General features: G+C 63.6%; 20 protein-coding genes and 2 tRNA genes. 8 read left to right on the top strand and 14 right to left on the bottom strand.

Annotation, left to right across the window (positions count from 1 at the left end; all coding sequences use genetic code 11):
* Positions 1-68: 68 nt before the first annotated feature.
* From BHD06_RS06500 to BHD06_RS06480, 5 genes are all read right to left on the bottom strand, one after another.
* A complete protein-coding gene (locus BHD06_RS06500) occupies positions 69-1,430 on the bottom strand; it encodes a glutamine synthetase family protein (RefSeq protein WP_080456176.1) in 1,362 nt (453 codons plus the stop codon).
* Between the two features lie 74 nt (positions 1,431-1,504).
* Complete coding sequence (locus tag BHD06_RS06495; RefSeq protein WP_080456175.1) at positions 1,505-2,542, bottom strand: TRAP transporter substrate-binding protein; 1,038 nt, start codon at positions 2,540-2,542, stop codon at positions 1,505-1,507.
* Positions 2,543-2,594: 52 nt separating this feature from the next.
* Positions 2,595-3,917: a TRAP transporter large permease subunit gene (locus BHD06_RS06490; RefSeq protein WP_080456174.1), complete on the bottom strand. Its 1,323-nt coding sequence runs from the start codon at positions 3,915-3,917 to the stop codon at positions 2,595-2,597.
* On the bottom strand, positions 3,907-4,512 hold the full coding sequence (locus tag BHD06_RS06485) for a TRAP transporter small permease subunit (protein WP_080456173.1): 606 nt from the start codon (positions 4,510-4,512) through the stop codon (positions 3,907-3,909). The genes BHD06_RS06490 and BHD06_RS06485 overlap by 11 nt, the downstream gene beginning before the upstream one ends.
* On the bottom strand, positions 4,505-5,272 hold the full coding sequence (locus BHD06_RS06480; RefSeq protein ID WP_080456172.1) for an N-formylglutamate amidohydrolase: 768 nt from the start codon (positions 5,270-5,272) through the stop codon (positions 4,505-4,507). The genes BHD06_RS06485 and BHD06_RS06480 overlap by 8 nt, the downstream gene beginning before the upstream one ends.
* A gap of 176 nt (positions 5,273-5,448) precedes the next feature.
* Here BHD06_RS06480 and BHD06_RS06475 point away from each other — a divergent pair, with 176 nt between their 5' ends.
* The 7 genes from BHD06_RS06475 to BHD06_RS06445 all read left to right on the top strand — a co-directional run bounded on the left by BHD06_RS06475 (position 5,449) and on the right by BHD06_RS06445 (position 12,041).
* On the top strand, positions 5,449-6,315 hold the full coding sequence (locus BHD06_RS06475) for a MurR/RpiR family transcriptional regulator (RefSeq protein WP_080456171.1): 867 nt from the start codon (positions 5,449-5,451) through the stop codon (positions 6,313-6,315).
* Between the two features lie 152 nt (positions 6,316-6,467).
* Positions 6,468-7,541 (top strand): extracellular solute-binding protein, encoded by a 1,074-nt coding sequence (locus tag BHD06_RS06470; RefSeq protein ID WP_080456170.1) that lies wholly within the window; start codon positions 6,468-6,470, stop codon positions 7,539-7,541.
* A 67-nt stretch (positions 7,542-7,608) separates the two neighbouring features.
* Positions 7,609-8,712 carry an ABC transporter ATP-binding protein gene (locus BHD06_RS06465; protein WP_080456169.1) on the top strand — a complete coding sequence of 368 codons (1,104 nt, stop codon included), beginning with the start codon at positions 7,609-7,611 and terminating at the stop codon, positions 8,710-8,712.
* Positions 8,712-9,569 carry an ABC transporter permease gene (locus tag BHD06_RS06460; RefSeq protein ID WP_080456168.1) on the top strand — a complete coding sequence of 286 codons (858 nt, stop codon included), beginning with the start codon at positions 8,712-8,714 and terminating at the stop codon, positions 9,567-9,569. The genes BHD06_RS06465 and BHD06_RS06460 overlap by 1 nt, the downstream gene beginning before the upstream one ends.
* Positions 9,570-9,579: 10 nt before the next feature.
* Positions 9,580-10,428 (top strand): ABC transporter permease, encoded by an 849-nt coding sequence (locus BHD06_RS06455; RefSeq protein WP_080456167.1) that lies wholly within the window; start codon positions 9,580-9,582, stop codon positions 10,426-10,428.
* A gap of 71 nt (positions 10,429-10,499) precedes the next feature.
* Entirely contained in the window at positions 10,500-11,789 is a 1,290-nt protein-coding gene (locus tag BHD06_RS06450; RefSeq protein WP_080456166.1) for an NAD(P)H-dependent oxidoreductase, read from the top strand.
* A gap of 177 nt (positions 11,790-11,966) precedes the next feature.
* Positions 11,967-12,041: transfer RNA gene (locus tag BHD06_RS06445), tRNA-Gly, on the top strand.
* Positions 12,042-12,173: 132 nt separating this feature from the next.
* Here BHD06_RS06445 and BHD06_RS06440 read toward each other — a convergent pair.
* Positions 12,174-12,250, bottom strand: a tRNA-His gene (locus BHD06_RS06440).
* 41 nt (positions 12,251-12,291) lie between these two features.
* Positions 12,292-12,627, bottom strand: coding sequence for a hypothetical protein (locus BHD06_RS06435; protein WP_080456165.1), 336 nt, complete (start codon positions 12,625-12,627; stop codon positions 12,292-12,294).
* A 78-nt stretch (positions 12,628-12,705) separates the two neighbouring features.
* Here BHD06_RS06435 and BHD06_RS06430 point away from each other — a divergent pair, with 78 nt between their 5' ends.
* The gene (locus BHD06_RS06430; RefSeq protein ID WP_080456164.1) at positions 12,706-12,894 is read left to right on the top strand and encodes a DUF6324 family protein; all 189 of its coding nucleotides are present in this window, start codon (positions 12,706-12,708) and stop codon (positions 12,892-12,894) included.
* Here BHD06_RS06430 and BHD06_RS06425 read toward each other — a convergent pair.
* The 7 genes from BHD06_RS06425 to BHD06_RS06395 form a co-directional block, all read right to left on the bottom strand.
* Positions 12,889-13,332 carry an MmcB family DNA repair protein gene (locus BHD06_RS06425; protein ID WP_080456163.1) on the bottom strand — a complete coding sequence of 148 codons (444 nt, stop codon included), beginning with the start codon at positions 13,330-13,332 and terminating at the stop codon, positions 12,889-12,891. The two genes, BHD06_RS06430 and BHD06_RS06425, sit on opposite strands and share 6 nt — an antisense overlap.
* Before the next feature lie 341 nt (positions 13,333-13,673).
* Positions 13,674-14,012, bottom strand: a complete 339-nt coding sequence (locus tag BHD06_RS06420) for a hypothetical protein (RefSeq protein ID WP_080456162.1) — start codon at positions 14,010-14,012, stop codon at positions 13,674-13,676.
* A 105-nt stretch (positions 14,013-14,117) separates the two neighbouring features.
* On the bottom strand, positions 14,118-14,726 hold the full coding sequence (locus BHD06_RS06415; RefSeq protein ID WP_080456161.1) for an extensin family protein: 609 nt from the start codon (positions 14,724-14,726) through the stop codon (positions 14,118-14,120).
* On the bottom strand, positions 14,723-15,640 hold the full coding sequence (locus BHD06_RS06410) for a prephenate/arogenate dehydrogenase family protein (RefSeq protein WP_080456160.1): 918 nt from the start codon (positions 15,638-15,640) through the stop codon (positions 14,723-14,725). Before BHD06_RS06410 ends, BHD06_RS06415 begins: the two co-directional genes overlap by 4 nt.
* Positions 15,637-16,722, bottom strand: coding sequence for a histidinol-phosphate transaminase (gene hisC, locus BHD06_RS06405; RefSeq protein WP_080456159.1), 1,086 nt, complete (start codon positions 16,720-16,722; stop codon positions 15,637-15,639). The genes BHD06_RS06410 and hisC overlap by 4 nt, the downstream gene beginning before the upstream one ends.
* Positions 16,723-16,838: 116 nt before the next feature.
* Complete coding sequence (rpsD, locus tag BHD06_RS06400) at positions 16,839-17,459, bottom strand: 30S ribosomal protein S4 (protein ID WP_080456158.1); 621 nt, start codon at positions 17,457-17,459, stop codon at positions 16,839-16,841.
* A 221-nt stretch (positions 17,460-17,680) separates the two neighbouring features.
* Positions 17,681-18,745 carry a Hint domain-containing protein gene (locus tag BHD06_RS06395; RefSeq protein WP_080456157.1) on the bottom strand — a complete coding sequence of 355 codons (1,065 nt, stop codon included), beginning with the start codon at positions 18,743-18,745 and terminating at the stop codon, positions 17,681-17,683.
* Positions 18,746-18,817: the final 72 nt, after the last annotated feature.

Raw genomic sequence — 18,817 nt, 5'->3', positions numbered from 1 at the left:
TCTTCCCAGCAGGCGCATGTCCCGCCCTTTCATCGTTCCAAAAATACTCGACTCCGACGGCGGCGCCCTCACGCCCGCTCGAATCCGCGCTGCACCTCGTAATCGGTCACGGCGCGGTCGAAATCCTCCTGCTCGACCTCTGCCGCGCGGGTGTAGTGATCGACCACCGCATCGCCGAAGGCCCGCCGGAGCATCGCCGAATTGCGGAAGGTCTCGGTCGCCATGCTCAGCTTGTGCGGCACCTCGGCCACGTCGGCCATGCTGTAGAGATCGCCCTGCGCGGGATCGGGCAGGTCCAGTTCCTCCTCGATCCCCGCAAGCCCCGCCGCCAGTTGCCCGGCACAGGCGAGATAGGGGTTCATGTCAGAGCCGGGGATGCGGCATTCGATGCGCACGCCCTTGGTACCCTCGCCCACCAGCCGGAACCCGGCAGTGCGGTTGTCGATCGACCACGCGGTCTTGGTGGGGGCGAAGGTGCCCGGCACGAAGCGTTTGTAGCTGTTGATATAGGGCGCCATCAGGAGCATGCAGTCGGGCGCATATTTCAACAGCCCGGCCACGTAATGGCGCATCACCTGCGACATCGAATGCGGCGCGCCCGCGTCATGGAACACGTTGCCCTCGGCGCCAAACAGCGATTGGTGGATATGCGCGGCACTGCCCACCTTGTCGGCGCGCCATTTCGGCAGGAAGGTCGCGGCATGGCCGTGCTGGGCGGCAATCTCCTTGACAGCGTGCTTGGCCAGCGTGTGCCGGTCGCAGGCCTCGAGCGCATCGCCGTAGCGAATGTTGAGCTCTTCTTGCCCGATCTCGGCCTCGCCCTTGGTGTTCTCAACCGGAATGCCCATGGCGTATAGCGCATTGCGCACCGGGCGCATGACGTGCTCTTCGCGGGTCGTGAACTGGATCGAGTAATCCTGATTGTATTTCACCAGCGTCGTGAGGTCACGGTAACCGCTGGCGCGGATCTCGTCATAGGAGTTCTGGAACAGGAAGAACTCCAACTCGGTCGCCATCATCGGCGTGAGACCCATGGCCGTCGCGCGCTCGATCTGCGCCTTGAGGATCTGGCGCGGCGAATGCGGCACCGGCGCATGACCGTGATGATCGAGGAAATCGCACAGCACCAGCGCGGTGCCCTCGAGCCACGGCACCGGGCAGAGCGTGGCGAGGTCGGGCTTCATCGTGTAATCGCCATAGCCCATGGCCCAACTGGTCGCGGCATAGCCGTCGGGCGTTTCCATCTCCAGATCGGTGGCCAGCAGGTAGTTACAGCAATGTGTTTCCTCAAACCCCGCCTCTAGAAAATTCGACACGTGGAACCGCTTGCCCACAAGGCGGCCCTGCATGTCCACGGCGCAGGCCAGCACCGTGTCGATCTCGCCGCTCGCGGCCTTGGTTTTCAGCGCATCCAGTGTCAGGGCAGTCATGGTCGTTCGCTCCATTCAGGTTTGGCAAAGGGGGCCCGGGACAGGCCCCCCTCTGATGTCGGCATGCGCCCCGCTCAGGTATAGCGGTAGGGGCGTCCGGCCTTTTCCATATCGGCGTTGTATTGCTTGAAGATCTCCACGACCTTGGCCTTGGTCTCGGATTCCGCCGCGATCTCGTTCCAGAACTCGCGCGCAGCTGTCTCCACCGTCGCCCATTCCGCATCCGGGATCGTTGTCAGCTTCATCTTGTCACCGTTTACCCGCAGGCGCGCCTCACCGCCCCAATACCACCACTGACGATAGTAATGCGACTGTTCCATGCAGGTGGCGAGCAGAAGTTTCAAGTCTTCCGGCAATTCCTCCCAACGGCCCATATTGGCAAAGAAATGGCCAACCCACGCGCCCGAAATGTTGTTGGTCAGGAAGTAGTTGGTCACGTCCGCCCAACCCACCGTGTAATCCTCGGTGATGCCCGACCACGCGATGCCGTCAAGCTCGCCGGTCTGCACCGCAACCTCGATATCCTCCCAGGGCAGGGTCACCGGCACGACGCCGAACTGCGTCAGGAACCGGCCCGCCGTCGGGAAGGTAAAGATGCGCTTGCCCTTCATGTCCTCAAGGCTGTGGATCGGGTCCTTGGTGGCGAAATGGCACGGATCCCAGGACCCGGCGCTGATATGTTTGACGCCGACCTTGGCGTATTCCTCTTCCCAGATTTCCTTGAGGCCGTACTGGTTGAACAGCACCGGCACATCAAGGCTGTAACGCGAGCCGAACGGGAAATAGCCGCCAAAGACTGTCACTTCCGTCGGGCTCGCCATGCTGTCATCGTCGGACTGCACGGCGTCTATGGTGCCCTGCTGCATGGAGCGGAAAAGCTCGCCGGTGGGAACCAGCTGATCGGCATAGAAAAGCTCGATCTGCATGCGGTCGCCCGCGATCTTGTTGAACGTGTCGATGGCCGGTTTCACCACATGCTCGGCCAAGGCCGCGCCGGCATAGGTCTGCATCCGCCAGGTGATCGTCGATTGCGCGAGCGCGGGGGCCGCGAGCGGGGCCGCGACCGCACCGGCACCGGCAGTTTTCAGGAACTTGCGTCTTGTCGTCGTCATCGTTCTTCTCCTTGTTGCAATGACGGCCCCTTCGTCAGGGCTCTTGTCGGGGTTATTTTCCGTATACGTATTCCGGCAGCCACAGCGCGATCTGCGGAAAGATCATCACCAACGACAGCGCCACCACCATCACCCCCACGAACGGCACGATGGAACGGTAGATGTCGCGCAGCCCGATCTCGGGCGGGGCCATGGCGCGCATGAGAAAGAGGTTATAGCCGAAGGGCGGTGTCATATAGGCAATCTGCGTAGTGATCGTATAAAGCACACCATACCATATCAGATCGAAGCCGAGCGCACCCACCAGCGGCACGTAAAGCGGAGCGACGATCACCAGCATCGCGGTGTCGTCCAGAAACGTGCCCATGAGGATGAAACTGAGCTGCATCAGGATGAGGATCATCCAGGGACTGAGATTGAGCGTCTCGGTGAACAGCCCTTCGATGGCGTTCACCGCCCCCAGCCCGTCGAAGATCGCGCCGAAACCAAGAGCAGCGAGGATGATCCACATGAACATGCACGAGATCGCCAGCGTGTTGCGCACCGTCGTCTCGAACACCGCCCGCGTCATCCGCCCCTTGAAGACAGCGGCGAGGAAAGCGGCAATCGCGCCGACGGCAGAGCTTTCCACGAGGCTCGTCCAGCCCTTGACGAAGGGCACCATCATCACCGCGAAGATCATCAGCGGCAGCAGCCCCGCGCGCAGCAGGCGCAGCTTTTCGGACAGTGAAACGTTGCGCTCTTCCTCGGGCAGCACGGGGCCGAGATTCGGCTGGATGCGGCAGCGGATATAGATATAGAGGATAAAGAGCGAGGCCATGAGCAGCCCCGGCACTACCCCCGCCAGCCACAATTGCCCCACCGGCTGCCGCGCGATCATCGCATATAGCACCAGCACCACCGACGGTGGCACGAGAATGCCAAGCGACGAGCCCGCCTGCACCACCCCCGTCACCATGATCTTGTCATAGCCCCGGCGCAGCAACTCGGGCAGCGCGATGGTGGCCCCGATCGCCATGCCCGCAACGCTCAGCCCGTTCATCGCCGAAATCAGCACCATGAGCCCGATCGTGCCGATCGCCAGGCCGCCCCGCACCGGCCCCATCCAGACATGAAACATCTTGTAAAGGTCGTCGGCTATGCGGCTCTCGCTCAGGACATAACCCATGAATATGAACATCGGCAGGGTCAGCAGCGGATACCACTTCATCAGCTTCATCGCCGCCGAGAACGGGATTTCAACGCCACCCGTCCCCCAGAGCAAAACGCCGGCAAGCGCACCGACGAAACCGATGGCCCCGAACACCCGCTGCCCGGTCATCAGCATCAGCATCATGCCCGCGAACATGACGAGGGCAATAATCTCATGCGACATCGGCATCTCCCTCGCGCAGGTATTCGATATCGCGGAAGAACTCCGCCAGTGCCTGAAGGATCATCAAGAAGATACCGATGCAGAGCACGATCTTGATCGGCCAGAGCGGCGGACGCCACGCCGTTGAACTGCGTTCCAGAAAGCCAAGCTTCTCTTGCGCGGCGCTCGGCCCCTCGGTGATCAGGGTCAGGAACAAATCCCCGAAAAAGCCGAACGGCTCCATCCCGAAATAACCAAGCGCATAGGCGGTGGAACTGACAGCGCCCATGAACAACACGCCAAGGTAGAACAGCAGAAAGAACACGGTGAACCCGTCGACCATCGCCTTGCTGCGCGGCGACCAGTCGCCATAGAACAGATCCATTCGCACGTTCGAGCCGTGTTGAATCGAATAGGGACCGCCCAGAACGTAATAGGCGACCATCACGAATTGCGCGGTTTCCAACGTCCAGAACGACGGGGTCGACGTTGCCTTGGACAGTGACGACCAGAGCAGAACGCCCATCAGCACAAAGACCAGATACATGGCGATACGCCCGATGAAGCGGTTCATCCGGTCAATCGCGCGAATATAACCTCGCATCGCGCTACGCATCATGAGCCTCCCCCAGCTTGAGCCGCGCGAGCGCGGGACGCAGCAGGCCAAGCAATTCGGCGGCGATGCGGTCCTGCTGCGCGGGCGTTGCAATCAGGTCATTGCGGATTTCCAGCATCACGTTGGGCAGGTTGTTGGCAATCCCGTGCAGGCATAAACTGTGCGTCACGCCATCGGCAGGGCCGTAGGGTGCGTTACGCTCGACCTGCCGCCCCGGCGCCTCCTGCGCCAGCATCGCATCGGCGAGCCGCGCGTCGGTGTCATGCAGGATGCCGATCTCCACGGCGCGCGGCTGCTCCATCCATCGGGGCGTAAAACTGTGCACGGTAATCAGCGCAAAGGGCGTGTCCGCACTGCCCCGCCGCGCAATGAGATCGGATGTGGCGCGCGTGAAGGGTGCATAGACCCGCGCCACACGCGCCGCCCGCGCTGCCTCATCCAGCCCGACATTGCCGGGCACCGCGATCGTCTCGGTCCGCTCGGGCATCGCACTCGGGGCCTCGGGCGGGCGGTTGCAATCATAGATCAGCCGCGAGATGCGCCCGGCGATCATCGGTGCGTCCAGCGCCTCCGACAGACGCCGCGCCAGATCCTCCGCCCCCGGGTCCCAGGCCGCGTGACTGTCGCGCGCTGACGGCTCCAGTCCGAGGCCGTCATAGTCAGCGGGGATGTGATTCGACGCATGTTCGCAGAGGATCACGGCCGGTCCTGTCCCGTCCGCGTTGATGATTTCATAAGCCTCGGTGCGATTTGCGGTCATGTTTGCCCCTGTCGTTGGAAAAAGCTTTCCATGCGAGAAGTTTTTCGTCAATATTTTTCCAGAACCAGCCGGAGAAGATTTTCGTTGACCTGCCGCGCACCCACCCTTCTGCTCAGATTGTCACCGCGAAAGGCCCGCCCGTGACCGACGAATCGCCAACCGAGCCCGCTCGGCCGATGACATCGGCCACACCAACAGTGCGCCAGTTGATCCGCAGCCAGTATCAGGACCTCACCCAGTCCGAGCGCAAATTCGCCAACACCCTTATGGAAAACTACCCCAATGCCGGCCTCGCCTCGATCACCACTGCCGCCGAAGGCGCGGGCGTGTCGGCCCCCGTTGTGGCGCGGATGGTGCAGAAACTGGGTTTCAAGGGCTATCCGCAGTTCCATCAGACGCTGTTGCAGGAATTGCAGGCCAAGGTCTCGGGCCCGACCGAGCGCCGCGCGGTCTGGACCGCCGAAGCCCCCGAATCGCACATGCTCAACCGCTTTGCGGGGGCGGTGACACAAAACCTTGCGCAGACCTTCACCAATGTCGACACCGCGCAATTCGACGCCGCCGCGCGGCTGCTGGCCAGCGATGCGGGGCTCTATATCGTCGGCGGGCGAATCACGCGGTCACTGGCCGAATATGCCTTCACCCATTTTCAGGCGATCCGCGAGCGGGTGACGCATCTCACCTCCTCGGCCGCCACATGGCCGCATTACGTGCTCGACATGGTCAAGGGCGACACGCTGCTGATCTTCGACATCCGCCGCTACGAGGAAAACCTGCTGCGCCTGGCCGAAATTGCCTCGGCGCGCGGGGTGCGGGTGATCCTGATCACCGACCAATGGGCCAGCCCCGTCGCGGGACTGGCCGAGGCGACCTTTCACTGCTGGGGTGAAATTCCGTCAGCCTGGGATTCCAACATCGCCACGCTCTCGCTCACCGAGGCCCTCATCGCCGCCACGCAAGAGGAACGCTGGCCCGAGGCGCGCGACCGATTCGAACGGCTCGACAGCCTGTTCGAGATGACACGGCTCTTTCGCAAACCCTGAACGGGGCCACCGCGCGGCCTCGGGAAAGGACATCACGGGCGCGGATCACAGCCGGTGCAGGCAAGAACGGTTTTCATGGAAACGTCACCGAACCTGCGCTAACACTCAGAAACGAACAATTCCGATCACGTTGTTCAAGACAGGGAAAACACATGAAACTCACATCCACGCATACGACCCTGGCCGCCGTTCTGACCGGAACGCTGGCCTTCGCACATCCCGTCGCTGCCGATACACTGCGGCTGCTGACATGGGGCGGCTACGCCCCCGAGGACGTCATCGCCAAATTCGAAGAAGAGACCGGCCACACCGTCGAGGTCACGCTTTCCAACAACGAGGAAATGATCGCCAAGCTGCGCGCCACCGGCGGCGGTGGGTTCGACCTCGCCCAGCCCAGCCAGGACCGCATCGCCGGCCCGCAGGCCGAGTTCGGCATCTACAAGCCGATGGATATCTCCAAGATCGACGAGTCGCTCTTCATTCCGTCGATGCTCAAAGCGACCAAGACCAACACCACCGTGGGTGGCGAGGTCTACGGCGTGCCGCATGTCTGGGGCACCTCGGGCCTCGTGCTCGACACCGCCAAGGCGGACATGGTCAAGGATTACACCGACCTCTGCGCGCCCGACGTGGCCGGTGACGTCTCCTACCGCCTCATGCGTCCGACGCTGATCGGCTTTGCCTTCGCCATGGGAATGGACCCCTTCGCCGCCTATGGCGACGAGGCCGCCTATACCGAGATCATGGAAAAGGTCGAGGCCAAGCTTGTCGAGTGCAAGCCCAATGTCAAAGCCTATTGGAGCGGCGGCGACGAGTTGATGAACCTGATGCGCTCGGGCGAGATCGTGGCCGCGATGGCCTGGGATACCGGCGGCTGGAAGCTGAACGAAGACAATCCCGATATCACCTTCGTCGCGCCCGCCTCGGGTGCGCTTGGCTGGATTGACACGTTCGTGCTGCCCGCCAAGGGCCGCGCAGATGATGCCGCCTATGACTGGATCAACTTCGTGATGCAGCCCGAGGTATCGGCCATGATCACCGCATCGGCGGGCAACTTCACCGCATCACAGGGCGCGGACGAATACGCCTCCGACGCGCTCAAGGCCAAGTACCAGGCCAGCTTCCCGCCCGAAGCAGTGGACAACATCAAGTGGTATCCGCCGGTGCCCGCAGGGCTTGAGGTGATCGAGGGCGGCGTGCTCGACCGCGTCAAGGCCGCGAACTGAAGCTGCACGATATCCCCGAGGCTCCCGCCGCGCTGGCGGGGGCTTCTTGCATTGAAGGACCCCTGATATGACGCAGCCTGATCTTGCCTGCACCCATCTCACCAAGCGGTTTGGCGACACGACCGCCGTCGACGATGTCAACTTCGAGGTGCCGCCGGGCTCGTTCTTTTCCATCCTCGGGCCGTCGGGCTGCGGCAAGACGACGATCATGCGGATGATCGCAGGGTTTCTCGCGCCTTCCGATGGCGACATCCTGATCAAGGGCCGCTCGGTGCTCGACGTGGCCCCCAACAAGCGCCCGGTGAACATGGTGTTCCAGCATCTGGCGCTTTTCCCGATGATGAACATCGCCGACAACATCGGCTACGGCCTGCGCCGCAAGGGCCTGCCCAAGCCCGAGATCGCTCGCAAGGTGGGCGAAGTGCTTGAACGGATCGGCCTGCCCGATATCGGCACGCGCCGTGTCGAAGAGCTTTCGGGCGGGCAGAAACAGCGCGTGGCCATTGCTCGCTGCATGGTGCTGGAACCCGATGTGCTGCTCCTTGATGAGCCGCTTGGCGCACTAGATCTGAAGCTGCGCGAACACATGAAGGTCGAGTTGAAGGCGCTTCAGGCGGCCTTCGACACCACGTTTGTCTATATCACCCATGACCAGAGCGAGGCGCTGGTGATGTCCGACACCGTCGCGGTGATGAATGCCGGGCGGTTCGAGCAGATGGGTGCCGCGCGCGACCTCTATTACCGCCCGGAAACCGCCTTTGTCGCGGGCTTTGTCGGCGACAGCAACCGCTGGCGCGGCCGCGTCGAGAGCGTGGAGGGCGACGCCCTGCGCCTGCGCAGCGACAGCGGGCTGGCGCTCTTGGGCAGCCGCCACGGGCGGGCGCTCGCGGGCGGGACCACGGCGGATATCTATGTGCGCCCCGAGGCGATCCGCCTTGGCCACAGCCCCGAGGACGTGGCGCATTTCGACAACCGTCTCACGGGCACCGTGACCAGCCTGCTCTTCAACGGCGCGGCCAGCCGCATTCTGGTACGCCCTGACGAGGGCCGCGAGGAAATCGAGGTGGCCCTGCCGCAATCCGGCGAGTTCGCCCATCTGGAGCGCGGATCGGACGTGCATGTCGGCTGGTCCAGCGATCAGGGCAATTGCTTCGCGGCGGAGGCAGGCTGATGCAGGCGGCACAAAGGCTCGGGTTTCTCCTGCTGGTGGCACCGCTCCTGCTTTGGCTGGGCCTGCTGATCATCATCCCGCATATCGACATGTTCCTCGTCTCGCTGCGCGAGCGGGTCGGCGTCGGCGAATATGCCACCAGCCTCGCCAATTACCGCAGCTTCATCGAGGAACCGCTTTACCTGGTGACCTTCGCGCGCACCGCCGTGATGTCGGTCATGGCCACCGCGCTGACCCTGTTGATCGGCTTTCCGGTCGCTTATTACATCGCCAAGATGGCGCGCGGACGGGTGCGTTCGGCGCTGTTCCTGCTATGTCTCGTGCCGTTCTGGGTGTCGGAACTGGTACGCACCTTCGGCTGGATGATCCTGCTGCGCGAAACCGGCCTGTTCTCGTCGGTCCTGCAATGGGCGGGGCTGGCCGATGCACCGGTCGAGATGCTCTATAATGACGCCGCTATCATGGTCGGGCTCGTCTATACCTCGATGCTGTTCATGGTGGTGCCGCTGATCACCACGCTCGACAGTCTCGACGACGCGGTGATCGAGGCGGGCTATGATCTGGGCGGCTCAGGCCCCTCGATCCTGCGCGAGATCGTCATTCCCCATGCCATGCCGGGGATCGTCTCGGGCTCCATCGTCGTGTTCATGCTGTCGCTCGGCAATTACCTCACCCCGATCATGCTGGGCGGCAAGGACAGCCTGTGGTTCACCGAACTGATCTACTCGCAATTCATCGTCCGCTTCAACTGGGAGCTGGGCGCGGCCTTCGGCTTCATGCTGCTGATCCTGTCCTCGGTGATCGTCTGGGGCACGTTACGACTAACCGGCCAGACCCTTGAAAAGACCATGGGATAAGAGGCGCACCATGATCCCCACCATCCCCCAAAGCCGCCTGATCAAGGTGACCTACACCGCCTATGTGGTGCTCTTTTTCACCTATCTCGCACTGCCGCTCACGGTGGTCGCGGTCTTCGCCTTCAACGACAGCCAGTTCCCCTCGCTGCCCTGGGAGGGGTTCACCTGGGACTGGTTCTTCGGTGAAGCGCAACCCAAGATCGGCGTTTTTCACGAACGCCCGATCCTGCGCGCCATCGGCACCTCGGCGCTTGTCGGGGTCTGCGTCTCGGTGCTCTCGGTCGTCGTGGGCACCACCAATGCGTTTCTCTTCAACCGCTACGAGTTTCGCGGTCGGGGGCTGCTCTATGTGCTGATGCTGACGCCGCTGGTCATTCCGGGCATCGTGCTGGGCATCTCGATCCTGGTCTTTTCCTCGACCGTGGCCAATGCGGCATGGGACGCGATGGAATGGGACATCATGGCGCTGCGCCCCGGCCTCGTGCTGGTGATCCTCGGGCAGTTTTCCTTTATAACCACCATCGCCACGCTGGTCATCGCGGCGCGGTTGCAGAAATTCGACCGCACGCTGGAAGAGGCCGCGCTCAATCTAGGTGCGGGTCACCTGACGGCGGTGCGCACGATCACCATTCCCTACCTTATGCCTGCGCTGGTCGGGGCGTTTGTCGTGGCCTTCCTGATGAGCTTCGAGAATTTCAACACCACGCTCATGCTGGTGGGGTCCGACGCACCGCTGACCATCGCCATGTTCGACCGGCTCAAGGAGGGCTCTACCCCGCTGCTCAACGCGGTGTCGCTGCTGCTCATGGTCGGGTCGAGCCTGCTGGCGCTGGTGATGATCGCGTTTCAACGGCGGTGACGGCCAGAAAACCTGCTTGCACTTTGCCCGGTGAGGCGATGTGATCTCCCTAGAAACAGGAGGACACATACATGAACCTGGCAAGATTGGCAGCAGAGGCAAGCGCGCGCGGTACACCGGTGCGCGCGGGGCTCATCGGCGCGGGCAAATTCGGCTCGATGTTCCTGTCACAGGTGCCGACCATCGCCGGGCTGGAGGTGAGCGCCATCGCCGATCTCTCGCCCGACCGTGCGCGCCGCGCCTGCGCCGCCGTGGGCTGGGACGAGGACCGCATCAATGCCACCGCCTATCTCGAGGACGGCGCGGCGTTGGCGGGGCGCGACGATGTAGACGTGGTAATCGAGGCGACAGGCAATCCGCGCGCGGGCATCGCCCATGCCCGCGCCGCCATGGCGGGCGGAAAGCACGTCGTCATGGTCAATGTAGAGGCCGACGTGCTCGCCGGTCCCGCGCTGGCGGCCGAGGCGCGTGCGGCGGGCGTGGTCTATTCCATGGCTTATGGCGATCAACCGGCGCTCGTGTCGGAAATGGTCGACTGGGCCCGCGCAACCGGCTTTCACGTCACCGCCGCCGGCAAGGGCACCAAATACCTACCCGCCTATCACGAAGTCACCCCCGATGACGTCTGGTCGCATTACGGACTGACCGCCCAAGAGGCAGCCGCGGCGGGCATGAACCCGCAGATGTTCAACTCCTTCCTTGACGGCACCAAAAGCGCGATCGAGATGGTCGCCATCGCCAATGCCTGCGGTCTCGATGTGCCCGATACCGGCCTCGCCTTCCCGCCCTGCGGCGTCGATGACCTCGCCCATGTGCTGCGCCCGCGCGAGGTGGGCGGCCAACTCGACCGGCGCGGCATGGCCGAAACGGTCTCCTCGCTCGAACGCGACGGGCGGCCCGTATTTCGCGATCTGCGGTGGGGCGTCTACGTGGTGCTAGAGGCGCCCAACGACTACGCCGCCGCCTGCTTCAGGCAATACGGTCTGCCCACCGATTCCACCGGGCGCTTTGCGTCGATGTACAAGCCCTTCCACCTGATCGGGCTGGAATTGTCGGTTTCGGTCCTGAGTGCTGCCCTGCGCCAAGAGCCCACCGGCCAGTCGCGCGAGATGCGCGGCACCGTCGCGGCGGTGGCCAAGCGCGACCTCAGGGCAGGCGAAGTGCTCGACGGCGAAGGCGGCTATACCGTCTGGGGCAAGGCGCAGCCGGTGGCGCGCGCGGGCGACGCGCTGCCCATCGGCCTCGCGCATGGTGTAGCGATGACCCGCGATGTGGCAAGAGGGTCGTTGCTCAGCTTCGATGATGTCACCCTTGGCCCCGACCCGATCATTGATCTCTATCGCGGATTGATCACCGGCTGAGGCCGCGCTTGGCCACCGCCGCGACAGTGCCGCAGCCTAGCCGTCGGGGCTGTGATCCGGAAACACCTATGCGTCATCAGCACCCGCGTGAGGCACTGCAAAAATTTTCCCGCCCACCCCCCATTTTCCTCTTGCAGCCGCCCGCCATCCTTTATATCTCACGCCTCACCCAAGGACGCGGGCGTAGCTCAGGGGTAGAGCATTACCTTGCCAAGGTAAGGGTCGAGAGTTCGAATCTCTTCGCCCGCTCCATTTTCCTCAGGAAAACGGGACACGCAGAGGGCCGCACACGCGGCCCTTTTCGCGTTTGCACTGTCGCGCGGGGATACCCTGGATGGCATATGACCTGCATAACTGGTGCGGGCGATGATGATATGAAGGAGATGGTACCGCCTCCCTGGCTTGAACAGGGGACCTCTGGATCCACAATCCAGCGCTCTAACCAACTGAGCTAAGGCGGCACTGGGTCGCGATTTAACTTTACCGCCTGCCGAATGCAAGCCTAATGAAAGGCGATTTCCCAGCTTTGTTCGACCAGACCGCAGCCGCAGGACCGCACCGGGCAGGAGAAGACAAGACGCCAGCCGTTGCGGGCATAGCGCGCGCAGGCGGCGCGGTGGCTATCGTGGGGCGAGAGTTGCATGCCGCGATAGCCACGCACGCGAACATAGCCCATGCAGATCTCCAGCAACCGCGGCCCAAGGCAACGTCCGCGCGCCTCCGGCACCAACAGAAACAGCCGCAGCTTGGCGGTATGCTGATCAAACCGCACGCAGAAGAGCACCGCCCGCCAGACGGCGCCCTCGAGGCGGAACGAGCGAATGACGGCATCCTTCATGGCGCATAGCAAAACGCCGCAAGGCTTGCCAATCAAGAGGTAAAAGCGTAGCAGATCGCACAGCGCAAGGAGGCTGGAATGGGCATCAACTCGGAAACCGACATCACAGCCAATCTCCAGATCGGGCCCACCGATCAGGGTATGGTGCGCCTCTATGTAGAGGCTCAGGGCCTTGAAATTCCCATGGATTTCACCCCCGAAGAGGCCGAGGAAATCGCCCAGGAAATCCAGGCTGCCGCCAAGGCCGCCGCTGCGCGCAAATCATGATTGCGGGTCGCGCAACCACTGCAGGCGGCGCGCGGCATCACGGGCGAATTTGCGGATAAGTGCGGCACGACGGGCGGGGGCCAGTCTGCTTTCCTCACCCATTCGAAGGATCTCGGCACCGTAACCATCGGCGATGATAAGGCCGGTCTCGGGCGGCAAGAGGTCGGTCGGAAACTCCGCGTCCACCGCCCAGAAATAGCGGTCGCACCAGTCGAGATAACCCTGCCATTTCGCATCCGACTGAAAATCGGCGCGGCTCGACTTGCACTCGATCACCCAGATCTCGCCCTTGGGGCCGACCGCCATGACATCCACCCGCTTGCCGCGCTCTGGCGAGAATTCCTCAACCGGAACAAAGTCATACCCCAGAAGATGACGGCAGACGCCACGCGCCAGAATCTGACCGGGTTGCAAGGGGCGGAGGCTTGGCGGATCCATGGCCACATCTTGAACAAAACACGAACGCACGCAACCCCTTGTCGCGGCCCCGGCAAAGGATTACTTCAGACGCGTGACGGGTGCTGCCCTTCTCGTGAACGGTTGCATTCCGGTGGCCTTAAGCAATTCCGAGGGAGCTGGCTCTGTCCGGGCCCTGGTCCGGTTACCCGGCGCCCACCTGTACACACAGGTCCTCGGGAATGAGAGAACCAAACGGCTGCGTGCGGGCCCGTCACACCTTCTCCGCTTTTCTGGCGCGATGTGTCACTCGCGCCCCGAACATGACACATGAAAAAGGCCCCCGCGGGGGCCTTTGCAGGTTGAGTGTTCGGGTGCGCGGTCTACCGCTTTTTCTGCCAGAATGCGCGAGCGTCCCGCTCATTGGCGCGGGCCGGGACGGTCGCGTATTCGCGGTGCATCACGCGCTGACGATGGCCGCCACGCGGCCCGTCGTCACCGTCATCCTTGAGCCGCATCACGGCGATGGCGAATTGCACCCCGGCAAAGACGATCCCGTTGGCGAACCACAGGATCACCACGGCCAGAAGGCCCTTGTCCGAATGGGTCACCAAGTGCCAGAGATTCGCGATATCGAACCACAGGAGCATCCCTACGAACGCCGCCGCGATGGCAAAGCCGATGGCGACGTGGGTGATATACAGGCGGATGAGCTTTGGCATGGCGAACCTCCGTTGCTTCTATGGTTAGCCTAATGCCTTAAGAAAGAATTACAACCGTCCGGTCATACTTGTGATGGAACCTGCGGCATCCCGTCACCGCGTGGCTCAGCGGCAATAAGACCCGCCGCGATGTTCGGCTGTGTCGAAATGGAAGTGATCGCGGTGAAACCGGTCCGATTCGGGGCCAAGCACTGTGCCGAACGGCCCACAGGCATCGCGGTGAACGCGGCGCAGCACGCGGCCCTTTGCCCCGCGCCCCCAATCGTCAAGCACCGAAATCTCGGACCCGTCGCGCAGTTGCAGCGCGGCGATGTCGATCGCCTTGCCCTTGCCGTGTTCCGAGATCCGTGCACCGGGCTGGCTGTTCCGGGTGCGACAGGCGTAATGTGCGGCCACCCGCAACCCGCTTAGTCCGCCGCCCGTGCGCCCCACTTCGGGCTTTGCGCTTCGGTCCACCCATTGCCCGAGCGTGCGCGCCGTCGGGCATGTCAGCGTCGCGGGTTGGCTAAGACGCACGCCATGCACCGATTCGAGCCGCACCGCGCGCTCTACGCCGCAGCCGTTGATCTGGCCGGGCACGTAGCCCGAGACCGTGCCCACCAGCCCCGGATCGCCACAGAGCCCGCCACCGCGCGTCACCGCGTCATCGCCGCGCCCGCAGCCGGTCGCCAACAGGCTGAGGCCCAGTGCGGCGAGGATCACGGCGCGCCTCATGCCTTTTTCACCCGGCCGAAATCCGGCGCGTCGGTGTCCTGCCCGGCCTCGATGATGCCGCGCCGAATCGCGCGGGTGCGGGTGAAATAGGCGTGCAGGTGATCGCCGTCGCCGGTTCGGATGGCGCGCTGCAGCGCGAACAGCTCTTCAGTAAAACGTCCCAGAATTTCCAGGGTCGCCTCCTTGTTGTTGAGGAACACGTCACGCCACATGGTTGGGTCCGAGGCCGCGATGCGGGTGAAGTCGCGAAATCCCGCGGCGGAATACTTGATCACCTCGCTGTCGGTGACGCGGCGCAGATCGTCGGCCACGCCCACCATCGTGTAGGCGATGAGGTGCGGCGCATGGCTTGTCACGGCCAGCACCAGATCATGATGCTCGGCATCCATCTCGTCGGTATGGCTACCAAGCGCCTGCCAGAACGCCTCCAGGCGCTCGACGGCGGCGCGGTCGCTGCCCGCCTGTGGGACGATCAGGCACCAGCGGTTGTCAAAAAGTTCGGCAAAGCCAGAGCGCGGCCCGGAATGCTCGGTCCCGGCCAAGGGGTGAGCGGGTACGAAATGCACAGTGTCGGGCAGATGCGGCGCCACCGCCTCGATCACCGCCTTCTTGACCGATCCCACGTCGCTGACGGTGGCGCCGGGTTTCAGCACCGGGCCGATCTCGGCGGCGACGGGGCCCATGGCCCCAACCGGCACGCAGAGCACCACCAGATCGGCCCCTGTCGCGGCCTCGGCGGCGCTGTCACAGACCCGGTCACACAGACCGATCTCGCGCGCGATGGCGCGGGTCTCAGGGCTGCGGGTATATCCCGTCACCTCGCGCGCGACGCCGGCGCGCGAGATCGCATGCCACATTGACGAAGCAATGAGCCCCAGCCCGATCAGCGCCACGCGGTCGTAGATCACGCTCATCTTGCGCCGCCCTTGAACTGCCCCACCGCGTGCGCCACCCGACGGCAGGCGGCCTCGTCGCCCACCGTAATGCGCAGGCAGTTTGGCAGGTTGTAGCCCGCCACCCGCCGCACGATCAGACCCTGAGATTGCAGCCAGGCGTCGCAGGCCTCGGCCTCGTCGCGGCTGCCAAAGCGGGCAAGGATGAAATTCGCGGTCGAGGTGTCCGACGGCACGCCATGCTCGGCCAGCGCCTCGGCCAGCCAGGCGCGCAGGCGGGTGTTGTCCTCGCGGCATTTCGTGGCCCAGGCAGTGTCGCGGATCGCGGCCTCGGCGGTGACCAGCGCGGCATGGCTCAGGTTGAACGGCCCGCGCAGGCGGTTGAGCACATCGACCACATGAGACGGGCCATAGCCCCAGCCGACGCGCAAGCCGCCCAGACCATGCAGCTTGGAGAAGGTGCGCGTCATCACCACGTTGTCGCGGCTCTCGACCAGTGCGGCCCCGCCGTCATAACCCTCGACATATTCGGCATAGGCCCCGTCGATCACCAACAGCGCGCGCTCGGGCAGACCTTGGGCAAGGCGGCGCAACTCGGCCTCGCCAATCATTGTGCCGGTGGGATTGTTGGGGTTGGCGACAAAGACCAGCCGCGTGGCCTCGGTACAGGCGGCGAGGATCGCATCGACATTGGTCACACGCTCGCGCTCGGGCACCTCAACCGGCGTTGCTCCGTTGGCCAGTGTGCTGATCCGGTACATGGCAAAGCCGTGCTCGGTATGAATCACCTCATCGCCCGGCCCGGCATAGCCCTGACACAGAAAGGCGATGATTTCGTCGCTGCCCACACCGCAGACGATGCGCGCAGGATCGAGCCCGTGGATCTCGGCTATGGCCGTGCGCAGCGGGGCGTGGTCGGTCGAGGGATAGCGGTGCAGTTCATAGGCGGCCTTGCGAAACGCCTCCTTGGCGACCTCGGAGGGGCCGAAGGGGTTCTCGTTGGAGCTGAGCTTGACCACATTGGCCACGCCCTCCACATGCCCGGCCCCGCCCTGATAGAGCGCGATATCCATGATGCCCGGCTGTGGCGTGATCTTGGTCATGTCATCCCCCGTGTCTCGCAGGTGGTTCTATCTTTGCCGTACCGCCTTGACCAGCATCAAAAGAAAAAGGCCGCGGCGGTTCCCCGTCGCGGCCTCTTCGCATCTGGTCAGAACGCTTAGTTCTGGGCGTAGAATTCGATCACGAGGTTCGGTTCCATCATCACCGGATAGGGCACGTCCGACAGGCCCGGCTGGCGCACGAAGGTGGCCTTCATCTTGGAATGATCGGCGTCGATGTAATCGGGCACGTCGCGCTCGGCGAGTTGAACGGCCTCAAGCACGGCTGCCATCTGCTTGGATTTGTCGCGGACCTCGATCACGTCACCCTCCCTCACGCGGTAGGAAGGGATGTTGACGCGCTTGCCGTTCACCGTGACATGACCGTGGTTCACGAACTGGCGTGCGGCGAACATAGTGGGCACGAACTTGGCGCGGTAGACCACGGCGTCGAGGCGACGCTCGAGCAGGCCGATCAGCAGCTCGCCGGTGTCACCGCGTACACGCTCGGCCTCGGCAAAGATGCGGCGGAATTGTTTCTCGGTCAGATCGCCGTAATAGCCCTTGAGCTTCTGCTTGGCGCGCAACTGGAGGCCGAAATCGGAAATCTTGGCCTTGCGGCGCTGGCCGTGCTGGCCGGGGCCGTATTCGCGGCGGTTCACCGGGGATTTCGGACGGCCCCAGATGTTTTCGCCCATGCGGCGGTCGATCTTGTACTTGGCAGACGTGCGTTTGGTCACGGCTGATCTCCTTCTTTATGTGTCGAAGGGCGTTGTCCTTTGGATTGCTCCCGACAGGCATCCCCTTGCGGGGGCCACCAACACCAATGAAGCCGCGCTTATACAGGGGTGCGTGCGGGTGTCAACCGGGTGTTGGCCGACGTGATGCGGTGAGGCGATACGGGCCCAGAGCGGACCTCTGCGCATCCCGCGCGACACGCACCGAAGCTGGCGCGCGATCGTCACGCCGCCTCATGCGCCAGGATTGCCGCCTCAGACCCGTTGAGACAGCGCCGCGCATAGCCGCCATAGACATGCGGCTCGTATTCCAGCGTCGGGTTGAGCGCCAGCAGCCGCGCGCGGTCAGCCTCGGTCAGGGTCGAGAGCGCCGTGCTCGCGGGATGGAAACTCTCGGTCTCGACGCCATTGGCCCAGATGATCTGGTGGTTGGGCAGAAGCAGGTGAATATAGGTCACCTCGCGCGAGGCCAGATCGACCGCGACCGTATCGTTATTGACCAGGTCGCGCGCCATCACCAGCACCTCGGGCGTGTTGAAGAGCGCGCGCGCAACGTCGCCCTTGACCAGCACGCGATGCTCGGGGCTGACCAGCAGGGCCGCATCGGGGCGCCCTATGCCGAGCGCGCTCGCCCCCACGCGGATGGGTCGCAGCCGGGGCATGGCAAAGAGCCGCGCACCGGTCATGTGACGGCTTCCGACCCAACGGATTTCCTGCGCACCGCTGTCGCGGGTCTGCACGTGGTCGCCTTCGCGCAGCTCTTCCACCAGCCGCGGGCCTTCGGGTGTCTCGATCCGGGTGCCCGGGGTGAAACAGATCACCCCGCCGCTCGCTGGGCCGGTCGATGCCGCGCGCATCCCCTCGAGCGAATGGTGAACGATCCACATCTCGGTGTCGCGCGGCGGAATCTCGTCGAGAAACATCAGAAGCGGCGGCGCATCGCCCGCAACCTCGATGATGGTCACCGTGTAGCTGCGCAAGCCGTCGGTGACGACAAAGCCGGTATCCATGATCGGCTCGGGCACATCGATCGCGCCCAGATCCTTTGTGTTGCTTACCGCGGCACCCACCAGACGCCGCACCATCCGTGCCGCACGTTTGCGGTTCACGACTTCTCCCTCCGCCATGTCCAGGCGCAAAAGCTCGTTAGGTCCGTCCACGCGCACCACGTCGCCGCGCCAGAGCCAGGTATGCCCCACCGCCAGCGACCGCACGGATGCGCCCGACACTCCATCCAAATCTGTTTGCGACCAAGAGATGACGAACGTGCCTTTATAGCCCGTCCCCATATCTCTGACTGCCTGCCTCTTGTCTTTTTTTATTAAAAGGAGCGTAGCAAAGGCGAATCACCCTGAAAAGCC

Origin of the sequence: Roseovarius sp. A-2 (genome assembly GCF_002072155.1) — a bacterium.
Classification (GTDB): Bacteria; Pseudomonadota; Alphaproteobacteria; order Rhodobacterales; family Rhodobacteraceae; genus Roseovarius.
This window is presented reverse-complemented; position numbering and strand designations above follow the sequence as displayed.

Excerpts from the sequence above, each read along its gene's own strand:
- BHD06_RS06500 (WP_080456176.1), bottom strand. The coding sequence starts at position 1,430 with ATGACTGCCCTGACACTGGATGCGCTGAAAACCAAGGCCGCGAGCGGC.
- BHD06_RS06495 (WP_080456175.1), bottom strand. The coding sequence starts at position 2,542 with ATGACGACGACAAGACGCAAGTTCCTGAAAACTGCCGGTGCCGGTGCG.
- BHD06_RS06490 (WP_080456174.1), bottom strand. The coding sequence starts at position 3,917 with ATGTCGCATGAGATTATTGCCCTCGTCATGTTCGCGGGCATGATGCTG.
- BHD06_RS06485 (WP_080456173.1), bottom strand. The coding sequence starts at position 4,512 with ATGCGTAGCGCGATGCGAGGTTATATTCGCGCGATTGACCGGATGAAC.
- BHD06_RS06480 (WP_080456172.1), bottom strand. The coding sequence starts at position 5,272 with ATGACCGCAAATCGCACCGAGGCTTATGAAATCATCAACGCGGACGGG.
- BHD06_RS06475 (WP_080456171.1), top strand. The coding sequence starts at position 5,449 with ATGACATCGGCCACACCAACAGTGCGCCAGTTGATCCGCAGCCAGTAT.
- BHD06_RS06470 (WP_080456170.1), top strand. The coding sequence starts at position 6,468 with ATGAAACTCACATCCACGCATACGACCCTGGCCGCCGTTCTGACCGGA.
- BHD06_RS06465 (WP_080456169.1), top strand. The coding sequence starts at position 7,609 with ATGACGCAGCCTGATCTTGCCTGCACCCATCTCACCAAGCGGTTTGGC.
- BHD06_RS06460 (WP_080456168.1), top strand. The coding sequence starts at position 8,712 with ATGCAGGCGGCACAAAGGCTCGGGTTTCTCCTGCTGGTGGCACCGCTC.
- BHD06_RS06455 (WP_080456167.1), top strand. The coding sequence starts at position 9,580 with ATGATCCCCACCATCCCCCAAAGCCGCCTGATCAAGGTGACCTACACC.
- BHD06_RS06450 (WP_080456166.1), top strand. The coding sequence starts at position 10,500 with ATGAACCTGGCAAGATTGGCAGCAGAGGCAAGCGCGCGCGGTACACCG.
- BHD06_RS06435 (WP_080456165.1), bottom strand. The coding sequence starts at position 12,627 with ATGAAGGATGCCGTCATTCGCTCGTTCCGCCTCGAGGGCGCCGTCTGG.
- BHD06_RS06430 (WP_080456164.1), top strand. The coding sequence starts at position 12,706 with ATGGGCATCAACTCGGAAACCGACATCACAGCCAATCTCCAGATCGGG.
- BHD06_RS06425 (WP_080456163.1), bottom strand. The coding sequence starts at position 13,332 with ATGGATCCGCCAAGCCTCCGCCCCTTGCAACCCGGTCAGATTCTGGCG.
- BHD06_RS06420 (WP_080456162.1), bottom strand. The coding sequence starts at position 14,012 with ATGCCAAAGCTCATCCGCCTGTATATCACCCACGTCGCCATCGGCTTT.
- BHD06_RS06415 (WP_080456161.1), bottom strand. The coding sequence starts at position 14,726 with ATGAGGCGCGCCGTGATCCTCGCCGCACTGGGCCTCAGCCTGTTGGCG.
- BHD06_RS06410 (WP_080456160.1), bottom strand. The coding sequence starts at position 15,640 with ATGAGCGTGATCTACGACCGCGTGGCGCTGATCGGGCTGGGGCTCATT.
- hisC (WP_080456159.1), bottom strand. The coding sequence starts at position 16,722 with ATGACCAAGATCACGCCACAGCCGGGCATCATGGATATCGCGCTCTAT.
- BHD06_RS06395 (WP_080456157.1), bottom strand. The coding sequence starts at position 18,745 with ATGGGGACGGGCTATAAAGGCACGTTCGTCATCTCTTGGTCGCAAACA.